Origin of the sequence: Bradyrhizobium sp. SMVTL-02 (assembly GCF_051853005.1) — a bacterium.
In the GTDB taxonomy this organism is placed as follows: Bacteria; Pseudomonadota; Alphaproteobacteria; order Rhizobiales; family Xanthobacteraceae; genus Bradyrhizobium.
In genome coordinates this window covers 3,501,054-3,517,056 of record NZ_CP182469.1, presented here as the reverse complement: position 1 = coordinate 3,517,056, position 16,003 = coordinate 3,501,054, and the positions used below count along the sequence as shown (strand labels likewise).

15 protein-coding genes are annotated in these 16,003 nt (G+C 65.3%); 5 read left to right on the top strand and 10 right to left on the bottom strand.

Features of this window, described 5'->3' with window-relative positions; translation table 11 throughout:
• The first annotated feature begins 3 nt into the window (after positions 1–3).
• Genes ACNJYB_RS16330 through ACNJYB_RS16315 form a run of 4 tightly spaced genes read left to right on the top strand, consistent with a single transcriptional unit; the run spans position 4 to position 3,913 of the window.
• Positions 4–474, top strand: coding sequence for a 3-hydroxyacyl-ACP dehydratase FabZ family protein (locus ACNJYB_RS16330; RefSeq protein WP_439374872.1), 471 nt, complete (start codon positions 4–6; stop codon positions 472–474).
• Positions 471–1,673, top strand: a complete 1,203-nt coding sequence (locus ACNJYB_RS16325) for a beta-ketoacyl-ACP synthase (RefSeq protein WP_439374871.1) — start codon at positions 471–473, stop codon at positions 1,671–1,673. Before ACNJYB_RS16330 ends, ACNJYB_RS16325 begins: the two co-directional genes overlap by 4 nt.
• Before the next feature lie 21 nt (positions 1,674–1,694).
• Complete coding sequence (locus ACNJYB_RS16320; RefSeq protein ID WP_439374870.1) at positions 1,695–2,972, top strand: beta-ketoacyl-ACP synthase; 1,278 nt, start codon at positions 1,695–1,697, stop codon at positions 2,970–2,972.
• Positions 2,973–2,980: 8 nt separating this feature from the next.
• Entirely contained in the window at positions 2,981–3,913 is a 933-nt protein-coding gene (locus ACNJYB_RS16315; protein WP_439374869.1) for a lipid A biosynthesis lauroyl acyltransferase, read from the top strand.
• A gap of 124 nt (positions 3,914–4,037) precedes the next feature.
• On the opposite strand, the gene ACNJYB_RS16310 is transcribed toward ACNJYB_RS16315, so the two are convergent.
• From ACNJYB_RS16310 to ACNJYB_RS16280, 7 genes are all read right to left on the bottom strand, one after another.
• A complete protein-coding gene (locus ACNJYB_RS16310; RefSeq protein ID WP_439374868.1) occupies positions 4,038–5,147 on the bottom strand; it encodes a polyamine ABC transporter substrate-binding protein in 1,110 nt (369 codons plus the stop codon).
• Positions 5,148–5,153: 6 nt separating this feature from the next.
• Positions 5,154–6,332: an aminotransferase gene (locus tag ACNJYB_RS16305; RefSeq protein ID WP_439375573.1), complete on the bottom strand. Its 1,179-nt coding sequence runs from the start codon at positions 6,330–6,332 to the stop codon at positions 5,154–5,156.
• A gap of 21 nt (positions 6,333–6,353) precedes the next feature.
• Positions 6,354–6,680 (bottom strand): rhodanese-like domain-containing protein, encoded by a 327-nt coding sequence (locus ACNJYB_RS16300; RefSeq protein ID WP_439374867.1) that lies wholly within the window; start codon positions 6,678–6,680, stop codon positions 6,354–6,356.
• Between the two features lie 303 nt (positions 6,681–6,983).
• Positions 6,984–8,912 carry a potassium transporter Kup gene (locus tag ACNJYB_RS16295; protein WP_439374866.1) on the bottom strand — a complete coding sequence of 643 codons (1,929 nt, stop codon included), beginning with the start codon at positions 8,910–8,912 and terminating at the stop codon, positions 6,984–6,986.
• Between the two features lie 143 nt (positions 8,913–9,055).
• The gene (locus tag ACNJYB_RS16290; RefSeq protein ID WP_439374865.1) at positions 9,056–10,954 is read right to left on the bottom strand and encodes a potassium transporter Kup; all 1,899 of its coding nucleotides are present in this window, start codon (positions 10,952–10,954) and stop codon (positions 9,056–9,058) included.
• A 254-nt stretch (positions 10,955–11,208) separates the two neighbouring features.
• Positions 11,209–12,039, bottom strand: coding sequence for a flagellar motor protein MotB (locus ACNJYB_RS16285; RefSeq protein ID WP_439374864.1), 831 nt, complete (start codon positions 12,037–12,039; stop codon positions 11,209–11,211).
• A 24-nt stretch (positions 12,040–12,063) separates the two neighbouring features.
• Positions 12,064–12,837, bottom strand: a complete 774-nt coding sequence (locus ACNJYB_RS16280; RefSeq protein WP_080138159.1) for a motility protein A — start codon at positions 12,835–12,837, stop codon at positions 12,064–12,066.
• A gap of 288 nt (positions 12,838–13,125) precedes the next feature.
• Between ACNJYB_RS16280 and ACNJYB_RS16275 the strand changes: the two genes are divergently transcribed.
• Entirely contained in the window at positions 13,126–13,419 is a 294-nt protein-coding gene (locus ACNJYB_RS16275) for a hypothetical protein (protein WP_439374863.1), read from the top strand.
• A gap of 17 nt (positions 13,420–13,436) precedes the next feature.
• Here the strand turns inward: ACNJYB_RS16275 and ACNJYB_RS16270 are convergent, their stop codons facing one another.
• The 3 genes from ACNJYB_RS16270 to ACNJYB_RS16260 form a co-directional block, all read right to left on the bottom strand.
• Positions 13,437–14,156, bottom strand: coding sequence for an RraA family protein (locus ACNJYB_RS16270; RefSeq protein WP_439374862.1), 720 nt, complete (start codon positions 14,154–14,156; stop codon positions 13,437–13,439).
• A 122-nt stretch (positions 14,157–14,278) separates the two neighbouring features.
• Positions 14,279–15,160 (bottom strand): CDP-alcohol phosphatidyltransferase family protein, encoded by an 882-nt coding sequence (locus ACNJYB_RS16265; RefSeq protein WP_439374861.1) that lies wholly within the window; start codon positions 15,158–15,160, stop codon positions 14,279–14,281.
• An 85-nt stretch (positions 15,161–15,245) separates the two neighbouring features.
• Positions 15,246–15,944 (bottom strand): phosphatidylserine decarboxylase, encoded by a 699-nt coding sequence (locus ACNJYB_RS16260; protein WP_439374860.1) that lies wholly within the window; start codon positions 15,942–15,944, stop codon positions 15,246–15,248.
• Between the last annotated feature and the right edge of the window lie 59 nt (positions 15,945–16,003).

Sequence of the window (16,003 nt, the reverse complement as noted above, 5' to 3'; positions counted from 1 at the left end):
GTCATGCAACTCGAATACTTCCACATGATCGATCGCATCGTCGACCTCAACGTCGACGAGAAGAAGATCGTCGTCGAAGCCCAGGTTCCGAAGGAGAGCACCATCTTCGAGGGGCACTTCCCGGGCTATCCCTTGATGCCCGGCGTGCTCCTGATCGAATCGATGGCGCAGGCCTCGGGCTGGCTTCAACTCGGCGTGTTCAGATTCGAGCGCATGCCGATCCTGGCCGCCGTGAGGGAAGGCAAGGTCCGCGGCTCGGTGTTCCCCGGCGATCTCATGAGCATCGAGGCGAGCCTCACCCACGAGGGTTCGGGCTATGCCATGACCGAAGCCAGGATTAGGGTCGACGGCAAGCTGCGCGCGAACTCCTCGCTCACCTTCACGCTGATCCCCTTCCCCAATGCGGACATGCGCGGATACATGGCGAAAGTCGCCGAGCGCGTCGGCTTTCCGCAACAGGCCGTATCGCCATGACTGACACCGCTTCGAAGCCCGGCCAGACGGAAGTCTGGATCACCGGCATTGGCCTTGCCACCTCGCTCGGCGAGGGCCTGGACGCCCACTGGGCCGCGCTTCAGGAGAAGCGCATCAATGTCGACGAGAAGGGCTTTGCGCCCTACATCGTGCATCCCTTGATGCCGGTGTCCTTCGACAGCCAGATCCCGAAGAAGGGCGACCAGCGCCAGATGGAAGCCTGGCAGCGCATCGGCACCTATGCCGCCGGTCTTGCGCTCGATTCCGCCGGCATCAAGGGCAACAAGGACATTCTGTCGAAGATCGACATGGTCGTGGCCGCCGGCGGCGGCGAGCGCGACCTCAACGTCGACAGCGGCATTCTCACCGCCGAGGCCAAGGGCGCCAACGCGCCGGGCTTCCTCAACGAGCGGCTGATGAGCGATCTCAGGCCGACGCTGTTCCTGGCCCAGCTCTCCAACCTGCTCGCCGGCAACATCGCCATCGTGCACGGCTTAGGAGGCACCTCGCGCACCTTCATGGGCGAAGAGGTCGCCGGCGCCGACGCCGCCCGCATCGCGCTGGCGCGCATCGCCTCGGGCGAGAGCGACATCGCGCTGGTCGGCGGCTCGCACAATGGCGAACGCAAGGACCTGCTCGTCCTCTACGAATTCGGCGACTTCAACCTGAAGGACAAGTTCGCTCCGGTGTGGGCCCGCAAGGACCACGCCGGCTTCGCGCTCGGCTCGGCCGGCGCGTTCCTGGTGCTGGAATCCAAGGCCCACGCCGAAGCGCGCGGCGCAAAGCCCTATGCGAAGCTGTCGAGCGTCGTCGCCGATCTCGCCCGCCGCAAGCAGCCGGGCGACATTGCCGCGACGCTGGAGAAGCTCTGGGCCAAGCTGCCGAAACGCGAGGGCAAGGGCGCGATCATCACGGGGGCGACCGGCGCGGAGCCTGCGACGTCAGAGGAGCGCGACTTCCTGAAGGGTCATGCCGACTTCCCGGTGCGCTCGACCGGAACGGTGTTCGGCCACGCCATGGAAACGCAATTTCCGCTCGGCATTGCCCTCGCCGCACTGTCGATCTCGCGCGGCGCGCTGTTCCCGCCGAATGATTCCACGGGGACCGAGATTGAAATGCACGGCGCACCCACCCAGATCGTGGTGGTGGGAGCCGGACACTGGCGCGGCGAAGGCATGGCGCTGGTCGAGGCGGTTTAATCAGCTCAAGCGGGGATCGACATGACTGCACCACGCGACAAACTCGGGCGTCCCGTCGTCGTCGTCACCGGCATGGGCATCATGACCTCGCTCGGTGCCGGCAAGGCCGACAATTGGGCGAAGCTCGTCGCCGGCGAATCCGGCATCCGCACCATCACGCGCTTTCCGATCGACGGCCTCAAGACCACGATGGCCGGCACCGTCGATTTCGTCAGCGCCGATCCTTTCTCCTCCACCGCCCTGTCCGAGCGGATGGCCGAGCTCGTAACGCAGGAAGCACTGGAGCAGGCCGGCATCGGCGCCAAGGCCGATTTCCCGGGTCCGCTTTTCCTTGCGGTTGCGCCGGTGGAGGTCGAATGGCCGCAGCGTCGCGAGCTCGGTCGCGCCGTCGGCCGGCAAGACATCAGCTACGACGATCTGCTCCGCATTTCCGGCGGCGGCAAGTACAGCGCCTATCATCATCGTTTCATGTTCGGCTCGGTTGCTGCCTATCTCGCCGAGACCTTCGGCACCAAGGGATCGCCGATCTCGCTGTCGACGGCGTGCGCCTCCGGAGCCACCTCGATCCAGCTCGGGGTCGAGGCGATCCGCCGCGGCGAGACGGATGCGGCGCTGTGCGTTGCGACCGACGGCACCGTGAATCCTGAGGCGCTGGTGCGCTTCTCGCTGCTCTCGGCGCTGTCGACCCAGAACGATCCGCCGCAGGCGGCCTCCCGCCCCTTCTCCAAGAACCGCGACGGTTTTGTCATGGCCGAGGGCGCCGGCGCGCTGGTGCTGGAGAGCTACGAAGCCGCCACCGCGCGCGGCGCAAAAATTCTCGGCGTGATCGCCGGCTGCGGCGAGCTGACCGATTCCTTCCATCGCACCCGCTCGTCTCCTGATGGCAAGCCGATCATCGGCTGCATGAACAAGACGCTGGCCGATGCCGGCATGACGCCGGACCAGATCGACCACATCAACGCGCACGGCACCGCGACGCCCGAGAACGACAAGATGGAGTTCAACACGACATCGGCCGTGTTCGGCGAGCTCGCGCAGAAGATTCCGGTCACCTCCAACAAGTCGATGGTCGGCCACACCATCTCCGCGGCAGGCGCGGTGGAGGCGATCTTCTCGCTGCTGACGCTCGAGCACCAGCGCATCCCGCCGACGATCAACTACGAGACCCCGGATCCCACGATCCTGTTCGACGTCGTCGGCAACAAGGCGCGCGATGCCCGCGTCACCGCGGTGATGTCGAACTCGTTCGGCTTCGGCGGCCAGAACGCCTCGCTGATCCTGACCCGCGAACCGGCCTGACCGGACGCATGGCGCTGCTGACTGCGAGCACGAAGGCCCGCGCGCAGGCGGCTGCCAAGTCGATCGGCGGTAGCCTGATCGGCGCCGCCACGGTCGGCATGCTGCGCACCACGCGCTATTTCGATCCGGTCAAGACCTCGGACTTCTTCGCACGCGTCGTGAAGACGATCGGGCCGCGCCTGCGCGAGCACCGCATCGGCCGCGCCAATCTCACCGCGGCCTTTCCGGAGAAGTCGCCCGAAGAGATCGAAAACATCCTGACGGGCGTGTGGGACAATCTCGGCCGCGTCGGCGCCGAGTTCGCCCATATCGACCACGTCTGGGACTACGACCGCGAGCATCCGGAAAGGAGCCGGATGGAAATCCCGAACCGCAGCATCGAGCTGTTCGACCAGATCCGCGACGACGGCAAGCCGGCGCTGATCTTTGCCGCCCATCTCGCCAATTGGGAATTGCCGGCGCTCGCCGCCGTCGCGCACGGGCTTGACGCTGCGATCCTCTACCGCCGGCCCAACATCGCCTCCGCCGACCGCATCATCCAGGAGATGCGCCAGGTCAACATGGGCACGCTGATCCCGGCCGGCCGCGATGCGCCGCTGCGGCTCGCGCAGGCGCTGAAGGACGGCAAGCACGTCGGCATGCTGATCGACCAGTACCTGACCGGCGGCGTCGAGGTCACCTTCTTCGGCCGCAAGACCCGCGCCAACCCGATGCTGGCGCGCCTGCTCCGCCAGGTCGAATGCCCGATCCACGGCGTCCGCATCATCCGCCTGCCCGGCGGCCGCTTCCGCGGCGAGCTGACGGAAGAAGTCCAGCCGGTCCGCGATGCCGACGGCAAGATCGACGTCCAGGGGACGATGCAGGCGATCACCAGCGTGGTGGAAAGCTGGGTGCGCGAGCATCCCGAGCAATGGCTATGGCTGCACAGAAGGTGGCGATAGACGCTCCATTGTCGGGATTCCGGGGCGATGCGAAAGCATCGAACTACGCTGCGCCCTTGCGCAGCTGAGAATCTCGAGATTCCGGGTCTGGTGCTTGCGCACCATCCCGGAATGACGGCAAAGCTCAGCGCCCCGTCTTCACCTTGGTCCAGAGCCGGTTGATGATGCGCTGCGTTGCCGGCTCGCGCGCCGTGATGACGAACAGTTTTGCGAGCGTCGCCTCGTCCGGATAGATGTTCTTGTCGTTCAGGATTTTCGGATCGACCAGCTTCTGGCTGGCGAGGTTGCCGTTGGCGTAGGACAAGAAGGCCGAGTTCTTCGCGGCGACGTCCGGGCGATACAGATAGTTGATCAGCTCGTAGGCCTCGCTGACGTTCTTCGCATCCGCAGGGATCGCGAGATTGTCGAAGAACATCTGCGCGCCCTCCTTCGGGATGGTGTAGCCGATCTCGACACCGCTCTTGGCTTCGGCCGCGCGGGCACGGGCCTGCATGATGTCGCCGGACCAGCCGACCACGAAGCAGATCTCGCCGGTGGCGAGCGCGCTGAGATATTCCGACGAGTGAAACTTGCGCACGGACGGGCGAACCTTTGCGACGGCGTCGGCGGCCTTCTCGAGGTCGGCCTGCTTGGACGAGTTCGGATCGAGCCCGAGCCAGTTCAGCGCCGCCGGAAAGATGTCGTCGGCGGAGTCGAGCATGTGCACGCCGCAGTCTTTGAACTTGGCGAGGTTCTCCGGCTTGAAGACGATGTCCCAGCTGTCGATCCTGGCATCGGGGCCGAGGATCTGCTTCACCTTGTCGACGTTGTAGCCGATGCCCGTCGTGCCCCACATGTAGTTGGCGGCGTAGGCGTTGCCGGGATCGTAGGTCGCGAGGCGCTGCGTCACGACCGGCCAGGCATTGGCGAGGTTCGGCAGCTTCGACTTGTCGAGCTTCTGGAAGATGTTGGCCTTGATCTGGCGCTGCAGGAAATACGCCGTGGGCACCACGACGTCATAGCCGGACTTGCCGGCCATCAGCCGCGTCTCCAGCGTCTCGTTGGCATCGAAGGTGTCGTAGACCACCCTGATGCCGGTCTCCTTGGTGAAGTTCTCGAGGACATCCGGCGCCATGTAGTTGGACCAGTTGTAGAAGTTGACGACGCGCTCCTCGGCGCCTGCCGGAGGCGAAAGCAACGTCAGCGCGGCGATGGCAAGACCAAGACAAAACCCCGGGCGGCTGACGTTCGTCATCTCTGTCTACCTCTTGCGTCCACGTACCGCGTCCGACAACCGCTCCAATGCGGTGTCGAGCGTCTCGTCCTTCTTGGCGAAGCAGAAGCGCACCACCGAGGTCACGGGGTCCTGCTCGTAGAACGCCGAGACCGGGATCGCGGCGACCTTGTAGTCCTTCACGATGCGCCAGCAGAACTCGGTGTCGCTCTCGTTCAGCCCCAGCGGCGACAGGTCGACGGTGAGGAAATAGGTGCCTTGCGACTTCAGCACCGGGAAGCCGAGGCTCTCCAGCCCCTTGGTCAGGCGGTCCCTGCTCCGCGTCAGGTCCTTGCGCATCGACAGGAAATACTCGTCGGACTTGCCGAGGCCGTAGGCGACCGCGGCCTGCAGGTTCGGCGCGGTGGTGAAGGTCAGGAACTGGTGCACCTTGGCGGCGACGCGCAGCAGCTGTGGCGCGGCGCAGACGAAGCCGATCTTCCAGCCCGTCAGCGAGAAGATCTTGCCGGCCGAGCCGACCTTGATGGTACGGTCGCGCATGCCGGGGATGGTGATCAGCGGGATGTGCTTGTGCTCGTCGAAGGTGACGTGCTCCCAGACCTCGTCGCAGATCGCGATGACGTCGAACTCCTGGCAGTAGCGCGCCAAGAGCTCGAGGTCCTCGCGCGGATACACCACCGCCGATGGATTCAGGGGATTATTGAACAGCACCGCCTTGGTCTTTGAATTGAACACGCTTTTCAGCATGTCCTCATTCAGCCGCCAGTGCGGTGGCTCCAGGCGAACCAGGCGCGGAATGCCGCCGGCCTGGCGGATGATCGGCAAGTAAGAATCGTAGACCGGCTGGAAGCAGACCACCTCGTCGCCGGGCTGCACCACCGCGAGGATGGCCGAGGTCAGCGCCTCGGTGCCGCCGGAGGTGACCATCACCTCGCTCATCGGATCGAGCTTGAGGCCGTGCCAGTGGCCGTAATGGGTCGCGATCGCCTGGCGCAGCTCCGGCAGGCCCATCATCGAGGGGTACTGGTTGTAGCCGTTCAGCGAGGCCTCGGCCGCGGCCCGGCGGATGTCCTCGGGACCGGGATCGTCGGGAAAGCCCTGGCCGAGATTGATGGCGTTGTTGTCGCGCGCGGCCTGCGACATCGCCTCGAAGATGGTGACGGGAAGGTCGGCGAAGACCTTGTTCAGGGACGAGCTCTTGGACATCTTGTTAGACATCGGGGCCGATCAGCCACCGACCTTGCTGGGAAGACCCGCCGCCTTCCAGCCGAGCATGCCGCCGGCCAGGTGCTTGTCGTAAGGCAGGCCCGCCGCCTGCGCCGCCAGCGAGGCGGTCACCGAACGCTTGCCCGAGCGGCAGGCGAACACGACCTGCTTGCCTTGCGGATCGGGGATCGCCTTGGGGTCGAAGGTCGAGAGCGGAACCACGACACCGTAGGGATAGGCCTCGGCCTCGACCTCGTTCGGCTCACGGACGTCGACGAGCAGATAGCGCCCTTCCGCGACACCCTTGGAGACCTCGTCCGGGGTCAGATCCTGTACCTGGTTTGTCACTTCATCCTCCAACGTCGCAAGGCGCATGCCGGGGCGATCCCGGCGCGCGGCAACCTCGCCTCTCGGGAAGCGAAAATCAAGCGCTACAAAGGCTTGAGCTGCGCTGCGCAAGTTAAAGCTAAATCGCAGCGACTTGAAGTGCAGCTTTCGGGATGCCTGAAGCTCCTGCTTCAACTCCCACCACGCGTTCGGTGTCATTCCCCGCGAAAGCGGGGAATCCAGTACGCCGCGGCTTCTCGGCTCTAGCCGCTCCGCCTCTAGGACACCGGATCGCCCGGTCAAGCCGGGCGACGACAGCGGTGGCTAGATCGTCACCTGGGTGCCGACCTCGACGACACGGCCGCTCGGGATCTGGAAATAGTCGGTGGCATCGTTGGCGGAGCGGCTCAGCGAGATGAACAGCCGGTCCTGCCACCGCGGCATTCCGGAATGGGCGGCGGGCTTCAGCGCCCTGCGCGACAGGAAGAACGAGGTCGACATGATGTCGAACTGCCAGCCGAGCTTGCGGGCGATGGCGAGCGCCTTCGGCACGTTGGGCGACTCCATGAAGCCGAACTTCAGCGTCACCTTGGAGAAGGTCGGTGAGATCTGCTCCAGCCTGACGCGCTCGGCCGGATCGATCCGCGGGGTCTGCGCGGTCTCGATGGTGAGAATGACGTTCTTCTCGTGCAGCACCTTGTAGTGTTTCAGACTATGCATCAGCGCGGTCGGGGCGCTGAGCGGGTCCGAGGTCAGGAACACGGCCGTGCCGGGCACCCGCTGCGGCGGCCGCTTCTCCAGCATGGCCACGAGGTCGGCGAGCGGGAACTCGAGCTTGCGCGACTTCTCGAACAGAAGCCTGCTGCCGCGCCGCCACGTGTACATCAGGATGATCATGACCGCGCCGAGCGCCAGCGGCACCCAGCCGCCCTCGAACACCTTGAGCAGGTTCGCGGCGAGGAAGGTCAGGTCGAGGAACAGGAATGGCGCGATCAGGGCGGCGGCTGCGACGGGTGACCAGCGCCAGACCTTCCAGATCACGACAAAGCCCATCATCGCCGTGACCACCATGGTGCCGGTGACGGAGATGCCGTAGGCCGAGGCCAGTGCGCTGGAGGAGCGGAACAGCAGCACCAGCAGCACCACCGCGACCAGCAGCAGCTGGTTGATGCGCGGGATGAAGATCTGGCCGGAATGGGCTTCAGACGTATGGCGAATTTCGAAGCGCGGCAGCAGGCCGAGCTGGATCGCCTGCCGCGTCAGCGAATAGGCGCCGGTGATGACGGCCTGGCTCGCGATCACGGTTGCCATGGTGGCCAGCACGACCATGCTGCCGCGGAAAAAGCCTTGCGGGAAGAGCTGGAAGAACGGGCTGACGATCGCGCCGGGATCGCCGAGCACCAGCGCCCCCTGCCCGAGATAGTTCAGCGCCAGCGATGGCAGCACGATGAACAGCCAGGCGGTCTGGATCGGCCGCTTGCCGAAATGGCCAAGGTCCGCATAGAGCGCCTCGGCGCCGGTCACTGCCAGGAACACCGCGCCCAGCGTCACGAAGCCGATGATGCCGTGGTGGAGCATGAAGGACACCGCGTAAAGCGGGTTCAGCGCGAACAGGATTTGCGGCTGCTCGATGATGGGGTGGATCGCCGCGGCCGCGAGCACCGCGAACCAGACGCACATGATCGGACCGAAGAAGGCGGCAACGCGCGCCGTGCCGCGCGACTGCACCGCAAACAGGCAGACCAGAATCACTACGGTCAGCGGGACGATGTATGGCTCGAACGTCAGGGTGACGTCCTTCATACCTTCGATCGCCGACAGCACCGAGAGCGCCGGCGTGATCACGGCATCGCCGTAGAACAGCGCGCCGGAGATGATGCCGAGCAGGACGATTGTCGCCCCGCCGGCGCCGACCGCGCGCTGGGCCAGCGCCATCAGGGCCAGCGTGCCACCCTCGCCGTTGTTGTCGGCGCGGAGCAGGATCACGACGTATTTGAGCGTCACCACCACGATGAGCGCCCACAGGATCAGGGAGACGACGCCCAGAATGGCCGCCGGCGTCGGGGCGCCTTCCGCGCCCGAAGCCGCCATCACCGCCTCGCGGAACGCGTAGAGTGGGCTGGTGCCGATATCGCCATAGACGACACCGATGCTGCCGAGCGTCAGGGCGCCGAAACTGGCGGTCGTGTGGGCTTCGCCATGCCCATTGGCCGCCGCCGTTTCCGGGGCGGGAACTGCTACGTCGCTTGTCATGGGAGAGCCCGATGGCCTCTAATAATGCTTCACTGCACAAGGGCGGAAGAGCGCGCGGCTTATAGTCCTGCGCTGCCGGCATAGCCTAGCCCGATTTTGGGCCCTAGCCATGCAAAATTCGCATAGGTCCGGCAGTTGCGTTTTCAGATAGTCACTTGGGTTCCGACTTCAACCACCCGCCCGGTCGGAATCTGGAAATAGTCGGTGGCATCGTTGGCGGACCGGCTCAACGCGATGAACAGGTGGTCCTGCCAGAGCGGCATGCCCGACTGCGCCGAAGCCTTCAGCGATCTTCGCGACACGAAGAACGACGTCGACATGATGTCGAACTGCCAGCCCTGCTTGCGCGCGATGGCCAGGGCCTTGGGGACATTTGGCTGCTCCATGAAGCCGAAGCGCAACCGGACCTTGGAGAACTTGTCGCTGACCTTCTCCATGCGGAAGCGCTCGGACAGATCGACCCGCGGTGTTTGCGCGGTCTCGATGGTCAGGATCACGTTGTGCTCGTGCAGGACCTTGTTGTGCTTGAGATTGTGCAACAGCGCGGTCGGCACGAAAGCGGGGTCGCTGGTCAGGAACACCGCCGTGCCCTTGACGATGTGCGGTGGCCGCTTCTCCAGGCTGCGGATCAGCTCATCCAGAGGCACCTCAATGCGGCGCGTCTTCTGGATCAGGATTCCGGTGCCCTTCCGCCAGGTCCAGATCGTCCCGGCCATGACCACGCCGAACAGCAGCGGCACCCAGGCGCCCTCGAGCAGCTTGAGCAGGTTCGCGCTGAAGAAGGTCATGTCGACCATGACGAAGGGCAGGATCACGAGCGAAGCGGTCGCGGCGCGCCAGTTCCACAGCTTCCAGATCACGATGAAGCCCATGATGCCGTCGGCAACCATCGTGGTGGACACGGCGATACCGTAGGCCGAGGCGAGCCCGCTGGGCGTGCGGAACAGCAGCACCAGCAGCATCACGCCGATCAGCAGCAGCCGGTTCACGCGCGGCAGGTAGATCTGGCCGGCATGGGTTTCGGAGGTGTAGCGCACCTCGAACCGCGGCAAGAGGCCGAGCTGCACCGCCTGATAGACCAGCGAATAGGCACCGGTGATCACCGCCTGGCTCGCGATCACCGTCGCGGCCGTCGCAAGCCCGACCAGCGGCAGCACCAGCTTCTCGGGCACCATGCGGTAGAACGAGTGCTCGATCGCGCTGGGATCGGACAGCACCAGCGCGCCCTGCCCGAAATAGTTGATCAGCAGCGCGGGCAGCACGAAGAACATCCAGGCCGACTGGATCGGCTTGCGGCCGAAATGACCGAGATCGGCATAGAGCGCCTCGCCGCCGGTCACGGCGAGGAACACCGCTCCCAATGTCACCAGGCCGATCGTGCCGTGCGTCAGCAGGAATTGCAGGGCGTAATAGGGATTGATCGCTGCCAGCACAGACGGATCGTCGGCGATGTGGACCGCGCCCATCACCGCAAGGACAGTGAACCAGACCACCATCACCGGGCCGAAGGCGGACGCGACCAGCGCCGTACCCTTGCTCTGTACCGCGAACAGCAGCGCCAGGATCAGGACCGTGAGCGGTACGACGTAGTGCTCGAACGCAGGCGTCGCGAGCTTCAGTCCGTCAACCGCCGACAGCACTGAGATCGCCGGCGTGATCATGGAATCGCCGATGAACATGGAGGCGCCGATGACGCCGAGGGCGAGCAGGAACCAGCTCCGCCGGCCCAGCGCGCGCTGCCCAAGGGCCATCAGCGAGAGCGTGCCGCCCTCCCCGTTGTTGTCGGCGCGCAAGAGCAGCAGGACGTATTTGGCCGTCACGACGATCAGCAGCGCCCACAGGATCAGCGAGAGCACGCCGAGCACGATGACGCGCGAAACCGACTCGCCGCCAGCCGCGCCCCTGACCGCCTCGTGGAATGCGTAGAGTGGCGAGGTCCCGATGTCGCCGAAGACAACGCCGATGCTCCCGAGCGTAAGGGCCCAAAAACCCGAGGTGACCGGCCCTTCATGGGCCTCGGTCTGTGTGATGCTCGCCGCCATGAGAATGGAAAACGCTTCGTCCCTGAATTTGATCCGGCGCCTTTTGACGCTTCCTGCGCGTCTGTCAATCGGTACAGCATAGCAGGCGCGGAGCCGGCTGCTGCGAAGGCGCGGCCACACTCGGCGCCGCGCGACGAGATGTCTCAGGTACGATGGTAGCGCAAGGGGGCTTATCGTTTGGGCATGATCCCCGCGCAAAAGCGTCCCGCGTTTGTCGCGTGGGAGACTCGGCGCCCGCTTCTCCGGATGATGCCCTAAGGCTTCAAATTCGGCGGCAGCGGCGGATCTTCGCGCATCAGCGTGATGGTGACGCGCCGGTTGGCGGCGAGCGAGGGATCGTCCGGAAACAGTGGCTGGGTGTCCGCCTTGCCGGAGACCGCGAAGATGTGGGAGGCCGGCAGGCCCTCGCGCTCGAGGATCTGTCGCACGGCATTGGCGCGGTCGGCCGACAGATCGAAGGCGCCGTAATCGCTGCGGGTCGGCACGAATCCGGCCGCGGTGTGACCGGCAATGGAGACGCGGAGCGGCGTGGCCTTGAGCGGGACCGCGAGCTTCTCGATCAGACGGCGGGTGCGGTCATAGGGCACCTTGGAGCCGTCGGCGAACATCGAACGGCCGTCCTGATCGACGATCTCCAGGTTGAGGCCCTGCTTGGTCTCCTCGAACATGATGTGCTTGGACATCTCGGTCAGTTCCGGCATGTCCTGCAGGGCCTGCCGCAGCGAGGCCGCGGCCAGCGCGAAATTACGGTCGATCTTCATCTTGGCGCCCGACGTGCGGTCGCGATCCTCCTGGTCCGGCGTCGGCGTGTTGGAGGCATCCTCGGGCTGGATGTGATCGACGTTCTTCAGCCGCGGGCGTGTCGGCAGGCCGTCTGACTCGACGATGCCGGCGTAGCGCGCCTCGCTCTGCACGCCGAAGGCGTCGCGCATCGAGCCGGCGACGATCTTCAGCTTGTTGGCGTCCTGCGTCGAGAACGCGACGAGCATCACGAAGAAGCTCATCATCAGGCCCATCAGATCGGCGAAGGTCACGAACCAGCCGTGACCGCCGCCGTGAGCATCGCCGCGCTTCTTCTTGGCCATCTCGGTTGATCCCGGGGAGCGGCCTTAGGCCGGCACCGGCTCGCCCTCGGCGTGACGATGCTTCTCCGGCAGATAGGCCAGCAGCATTTCGCGCACCAAGGTCGGGCTCTTGGAATCGCGGATCATCAGGATGCCGTCGATGATGAGAGTGCGGTTGGTCTCTTCGTCCAGCAGCTTGCCGTGCAGCTTGTCGGCGATCGGCAGACAGAACAGGTTGGCGACGAGGGCGCCGTAAAGCGTGGCGAGCAGCGCGGTCGCCATGAACGGGCCGAGCTTGGACGGATCGGTCATGTTGGCAAACATCTGCACCATGCCGATCAGCGTGCCGATCATGCCGAACGCCGGGGCGCAGTCGCCGATGGCACGGTAGATCTTGCTGCCCTCGTCGAGGTGCATCAGGAAGTTGTCGCGGTCACGCTCGAGATTGTCGCGGATGAAGTCGAGGTCGTAGCCGTCGGCGACGTAGCGGATGCCCTTGGCGAGGAACGGCTCGTCGGTCTCGACCTTTTCGAGGCCCACCGGGCCCTGCTTGCGGGCGATCTCGGCGATGCGGGCGAGTTCGTCGACGAGGTCGTGGGCCGACAGCCGGCTCATGGTGAAGGCGAACTTGGCGCCGAGCGGGAGGCCGTGCAGCAGCGCCGAGAGCGGAAAGCGGATCATGGTCGCGGAGATCGAGCCCCCGAAGATGATGATCATCGCATGTTCGGAGATGAACATGTGCAGGTCGCCGCCCATGAGGATCATCGCCGTGATGACGATGATGCCCGCCGTGAGCCCAACGCCCGTCATGATATCCATGGGAGACTCCAACGCGTCCGCAACAACGGCCGTCCTGGCCGCTGGCGCGGCCCAACCCCGAACCGCTCGCAAACCCTAGAGCGCCGCCCTTAAAGCCGCGTAAAGGTTAAGTCGGGACAGTGTGCGCTCCGGCGCTGCGATTGCCGTCCAGGAATTTCAACACTTCGCTAACCATAAGCGGGCGCGCTGAAACGACGCTCCGGCTGCGGCCCTGCGCCACATCGAGGCGATCGGTCGTTTGGTATCTTCTGGCCCTGCGACCTGCTCCATCGCGGGAGCCGTTTTGCGATGTTGACGCTGTTCAGTCTTCTCACCGCGTTGCCGGCGCTGCTGGCGCTCCATCTGCTCGAACCGGAACTCGTGCTGCCGGCGTTCAGCATCCTGCTCTTTGTCGAAGCTGCCTTCGCCGTAATCGCAGCACGGTTGATTCACAGCGCCGACAGCGCGGACGACATTACACTGTGGGACCTTGCCGGCGGCTTCACCCTGATTGGATGCGCCGCTGCAGTGCTCGGTGAGCCCGATCAGGTCGCCCTGTTTCTGACCGAACAAGGCGATCCACGGCCGGCGACGCGGCCGTAGATCCGCCCAATCACCTGTCAGTGGATTTCCGCCGAACGCTTCAGCGCGGCCTTCAGCTTCTCCAGCGAGAAGTCGGGACTGCGGGCGATCTCCAGGATCGGCGTCTCGCGGCGACCGCAGAGCTCGGCGGCCTCGGGCAGCTTTGCGGCGACGTCGAGCGGGATCACGATCGCGCCGTGCTGATCGGCGTGGATGAGGTCATCGGACTTCACGGTCATGCCGGCGACGCGCACCTCGCCGCCAAAACTCTCGGCATGCACCCAGGCGTGCGACGGACCGATCGAGCCGGCCAAGGCCTGGAAGCCCGGCGCCCATTGCGGGATGTCACGGATCGAGCCGTCGGTGATGACGCCGAGACAGCCGAGTGCCTTGTGCACGTTGCTCTGCACCTCGCCCCAGAACGCGCCGTAGCCGACATCGGGACTGTCGATGTCCTGGATCACCGAAATGCGCGGACCGTGACCCGTGCCGACATATTCGTAATATTCGATCCGGCGCTTCGACTGCTCCTCGGCGGGGAGCGAGGATTTCAGCACCGAGCGGATCGCGACCGTGCGGGCATAGCCGACGATCGGCGGCAGGTCGGGAAACGGGCAGACCAGTTGCTTGGTGGTGTAGCCGATCAGCCGCCGCTCGGGCGCCACGATCTCCATGGCATTGCAGATCGTCGGGGTATCGTAGCGGCCCAGCGCTTCGAGGACGGAAGCGGGCAGCGGCCCGGTCGCTTTATCAGTCACGGCGTTCTCTCCCAGATTGGCGGTCGCTGTCGGCGCGATGCCGCCGGCACAGGGCGATATAGCCGAGATCAGGCCTCAACCCAACTCGGAGGGTCTCATGGCAGATATCCGCGTGTGGCTGCTCAGTGCAGCCGTCCCGGCCGGTCGTCGTCGTGCGGCGGCTCCGACAATTTCGCTAGCGTCGGCGCCGACGGCGGCGAGGAGATCTCGCCTCCCGCAGGCGCCGTGGCATCCATCGCGCGCGCCTGGTCGCGATAGGATTTGTAGCCGAGCGGCAAAGCGAGAAGATACAGCACCGTGCCGATCGACAGCACCTGCCAGGGATAGGCAATCAGGATTGCAACGAAGACAATCACCGCGACGAACGCCGGCAGCACCAGTTCTGGCGACACGCGCATGCGCTTGGTCTTGCCGGAGAACACCGGCAGGCGCGAGACCATCAGAAAGGCGATCAGCAGCGTATAGGCCGCCGTCACTGCCGCGGGCAGCCGACCGAGATCGAGGAAGGCGACATAGATCGGCAGCAGCACCGTGATCGCGCCGGCCGGCGCCGGCACGCCGGTGAAGAAATTGGCGGCGAAGGCCGGCTTGTTCGGATCGTCCATGGTGGCGTTGAAGCGCGCCAGGCGGAGGCCGCCGGAAATGGCGAACACCATCGCGGCGATCCAGCCGGCATTGCCAAGCTCGTGCAACTGCCAGAAATACAGCATCAGGCCCGGCGCGACGCCGAAATTGACGAAGTCGGCAAGACTGTCGAGCTCCGCCCCGAACTTGGACTGGCCCTTGATCATGCGCGCGATGCGGCCGTCGATGCCGTCGAGCGCGGCCGCGAACACGATGGCGTAGACGGCGAGCGACATCCGCCCCTCGATCGACAGGCGGATCGCGGTCAGGCCGGCGCAGATCGCCAGCAGCGTGATGACGTTGGGCACCAGCATCCGCACCGGAATGGGACGGAACCGCCGGCGGCGGACATCGGGATCTCTCACGTCATAGGGCGTCATGGCTCGTCCTTATCCTAGCGCGAGATATAGCAAGCCCCGTTCCCCTCCGCCATTGCGGCGGAAGGCCCGCAAGGACCGACTTTGGTTAATTGGCGCGGAAGGCGCGGCTGGGGTCCTCGCCGGCCAGGTCGGCCAAGATGGTCTCGCCGGCGATCGCGGTCTGGCCTTCCGAGACCAGCGCCTTGGTGCCGACCGGCAGATAGACGTCGAGTCGGGAGCCGAAGCGGATCAGGCCGAAGCGCTCGCCGGCGCCGATCGCCTGCCCCTCCTTGACGAAGCAGACGATGCGCTTAGCGACGAGGCCTGCGATCTGAACCACGCCGATCCGCGCCGTCGGCGTCGAGATCACCAGCGAGTTGCGCTCATTGTCCTCGCTCGCCTTGTCGAGCTCGGCATTGATGAACAGGCCTGGCCGGTAGGCAATGCGGTCCACCCTGCCCGCGATCGGGCTACGATTCACGTGACAGTTGAACACGCTCATGAACACCGAGATGCGCGGCAGCGGCCGGTCGCCGAGCCCGAGCTCGGCCGGCGGCAGCGCCATGGTGATCATCGAGACGCGGCCGTCGGCCGGCGACACCACGAGCCCCTCGCGCACCGGCGTCACCCGCACGGGGTCGCGGAAGAACAGCGCGCACCACACGGTCAGGATCGTGCCGATCCACCCCAAAGGCGACCACAGCCAGAACAGGATCAGGCTCGCCAGCGCAAAGCCGCCGATGAAGGGATAGCCCTCCTTGTGGATCGGCGGGATCTGACGCTGGATCGAATCGAGAATGGACATCGCTATCTGCCGCCTGGGGTTGTTGGCACGCGGGACGTGCCGCGCGATCGGCGCTTGTT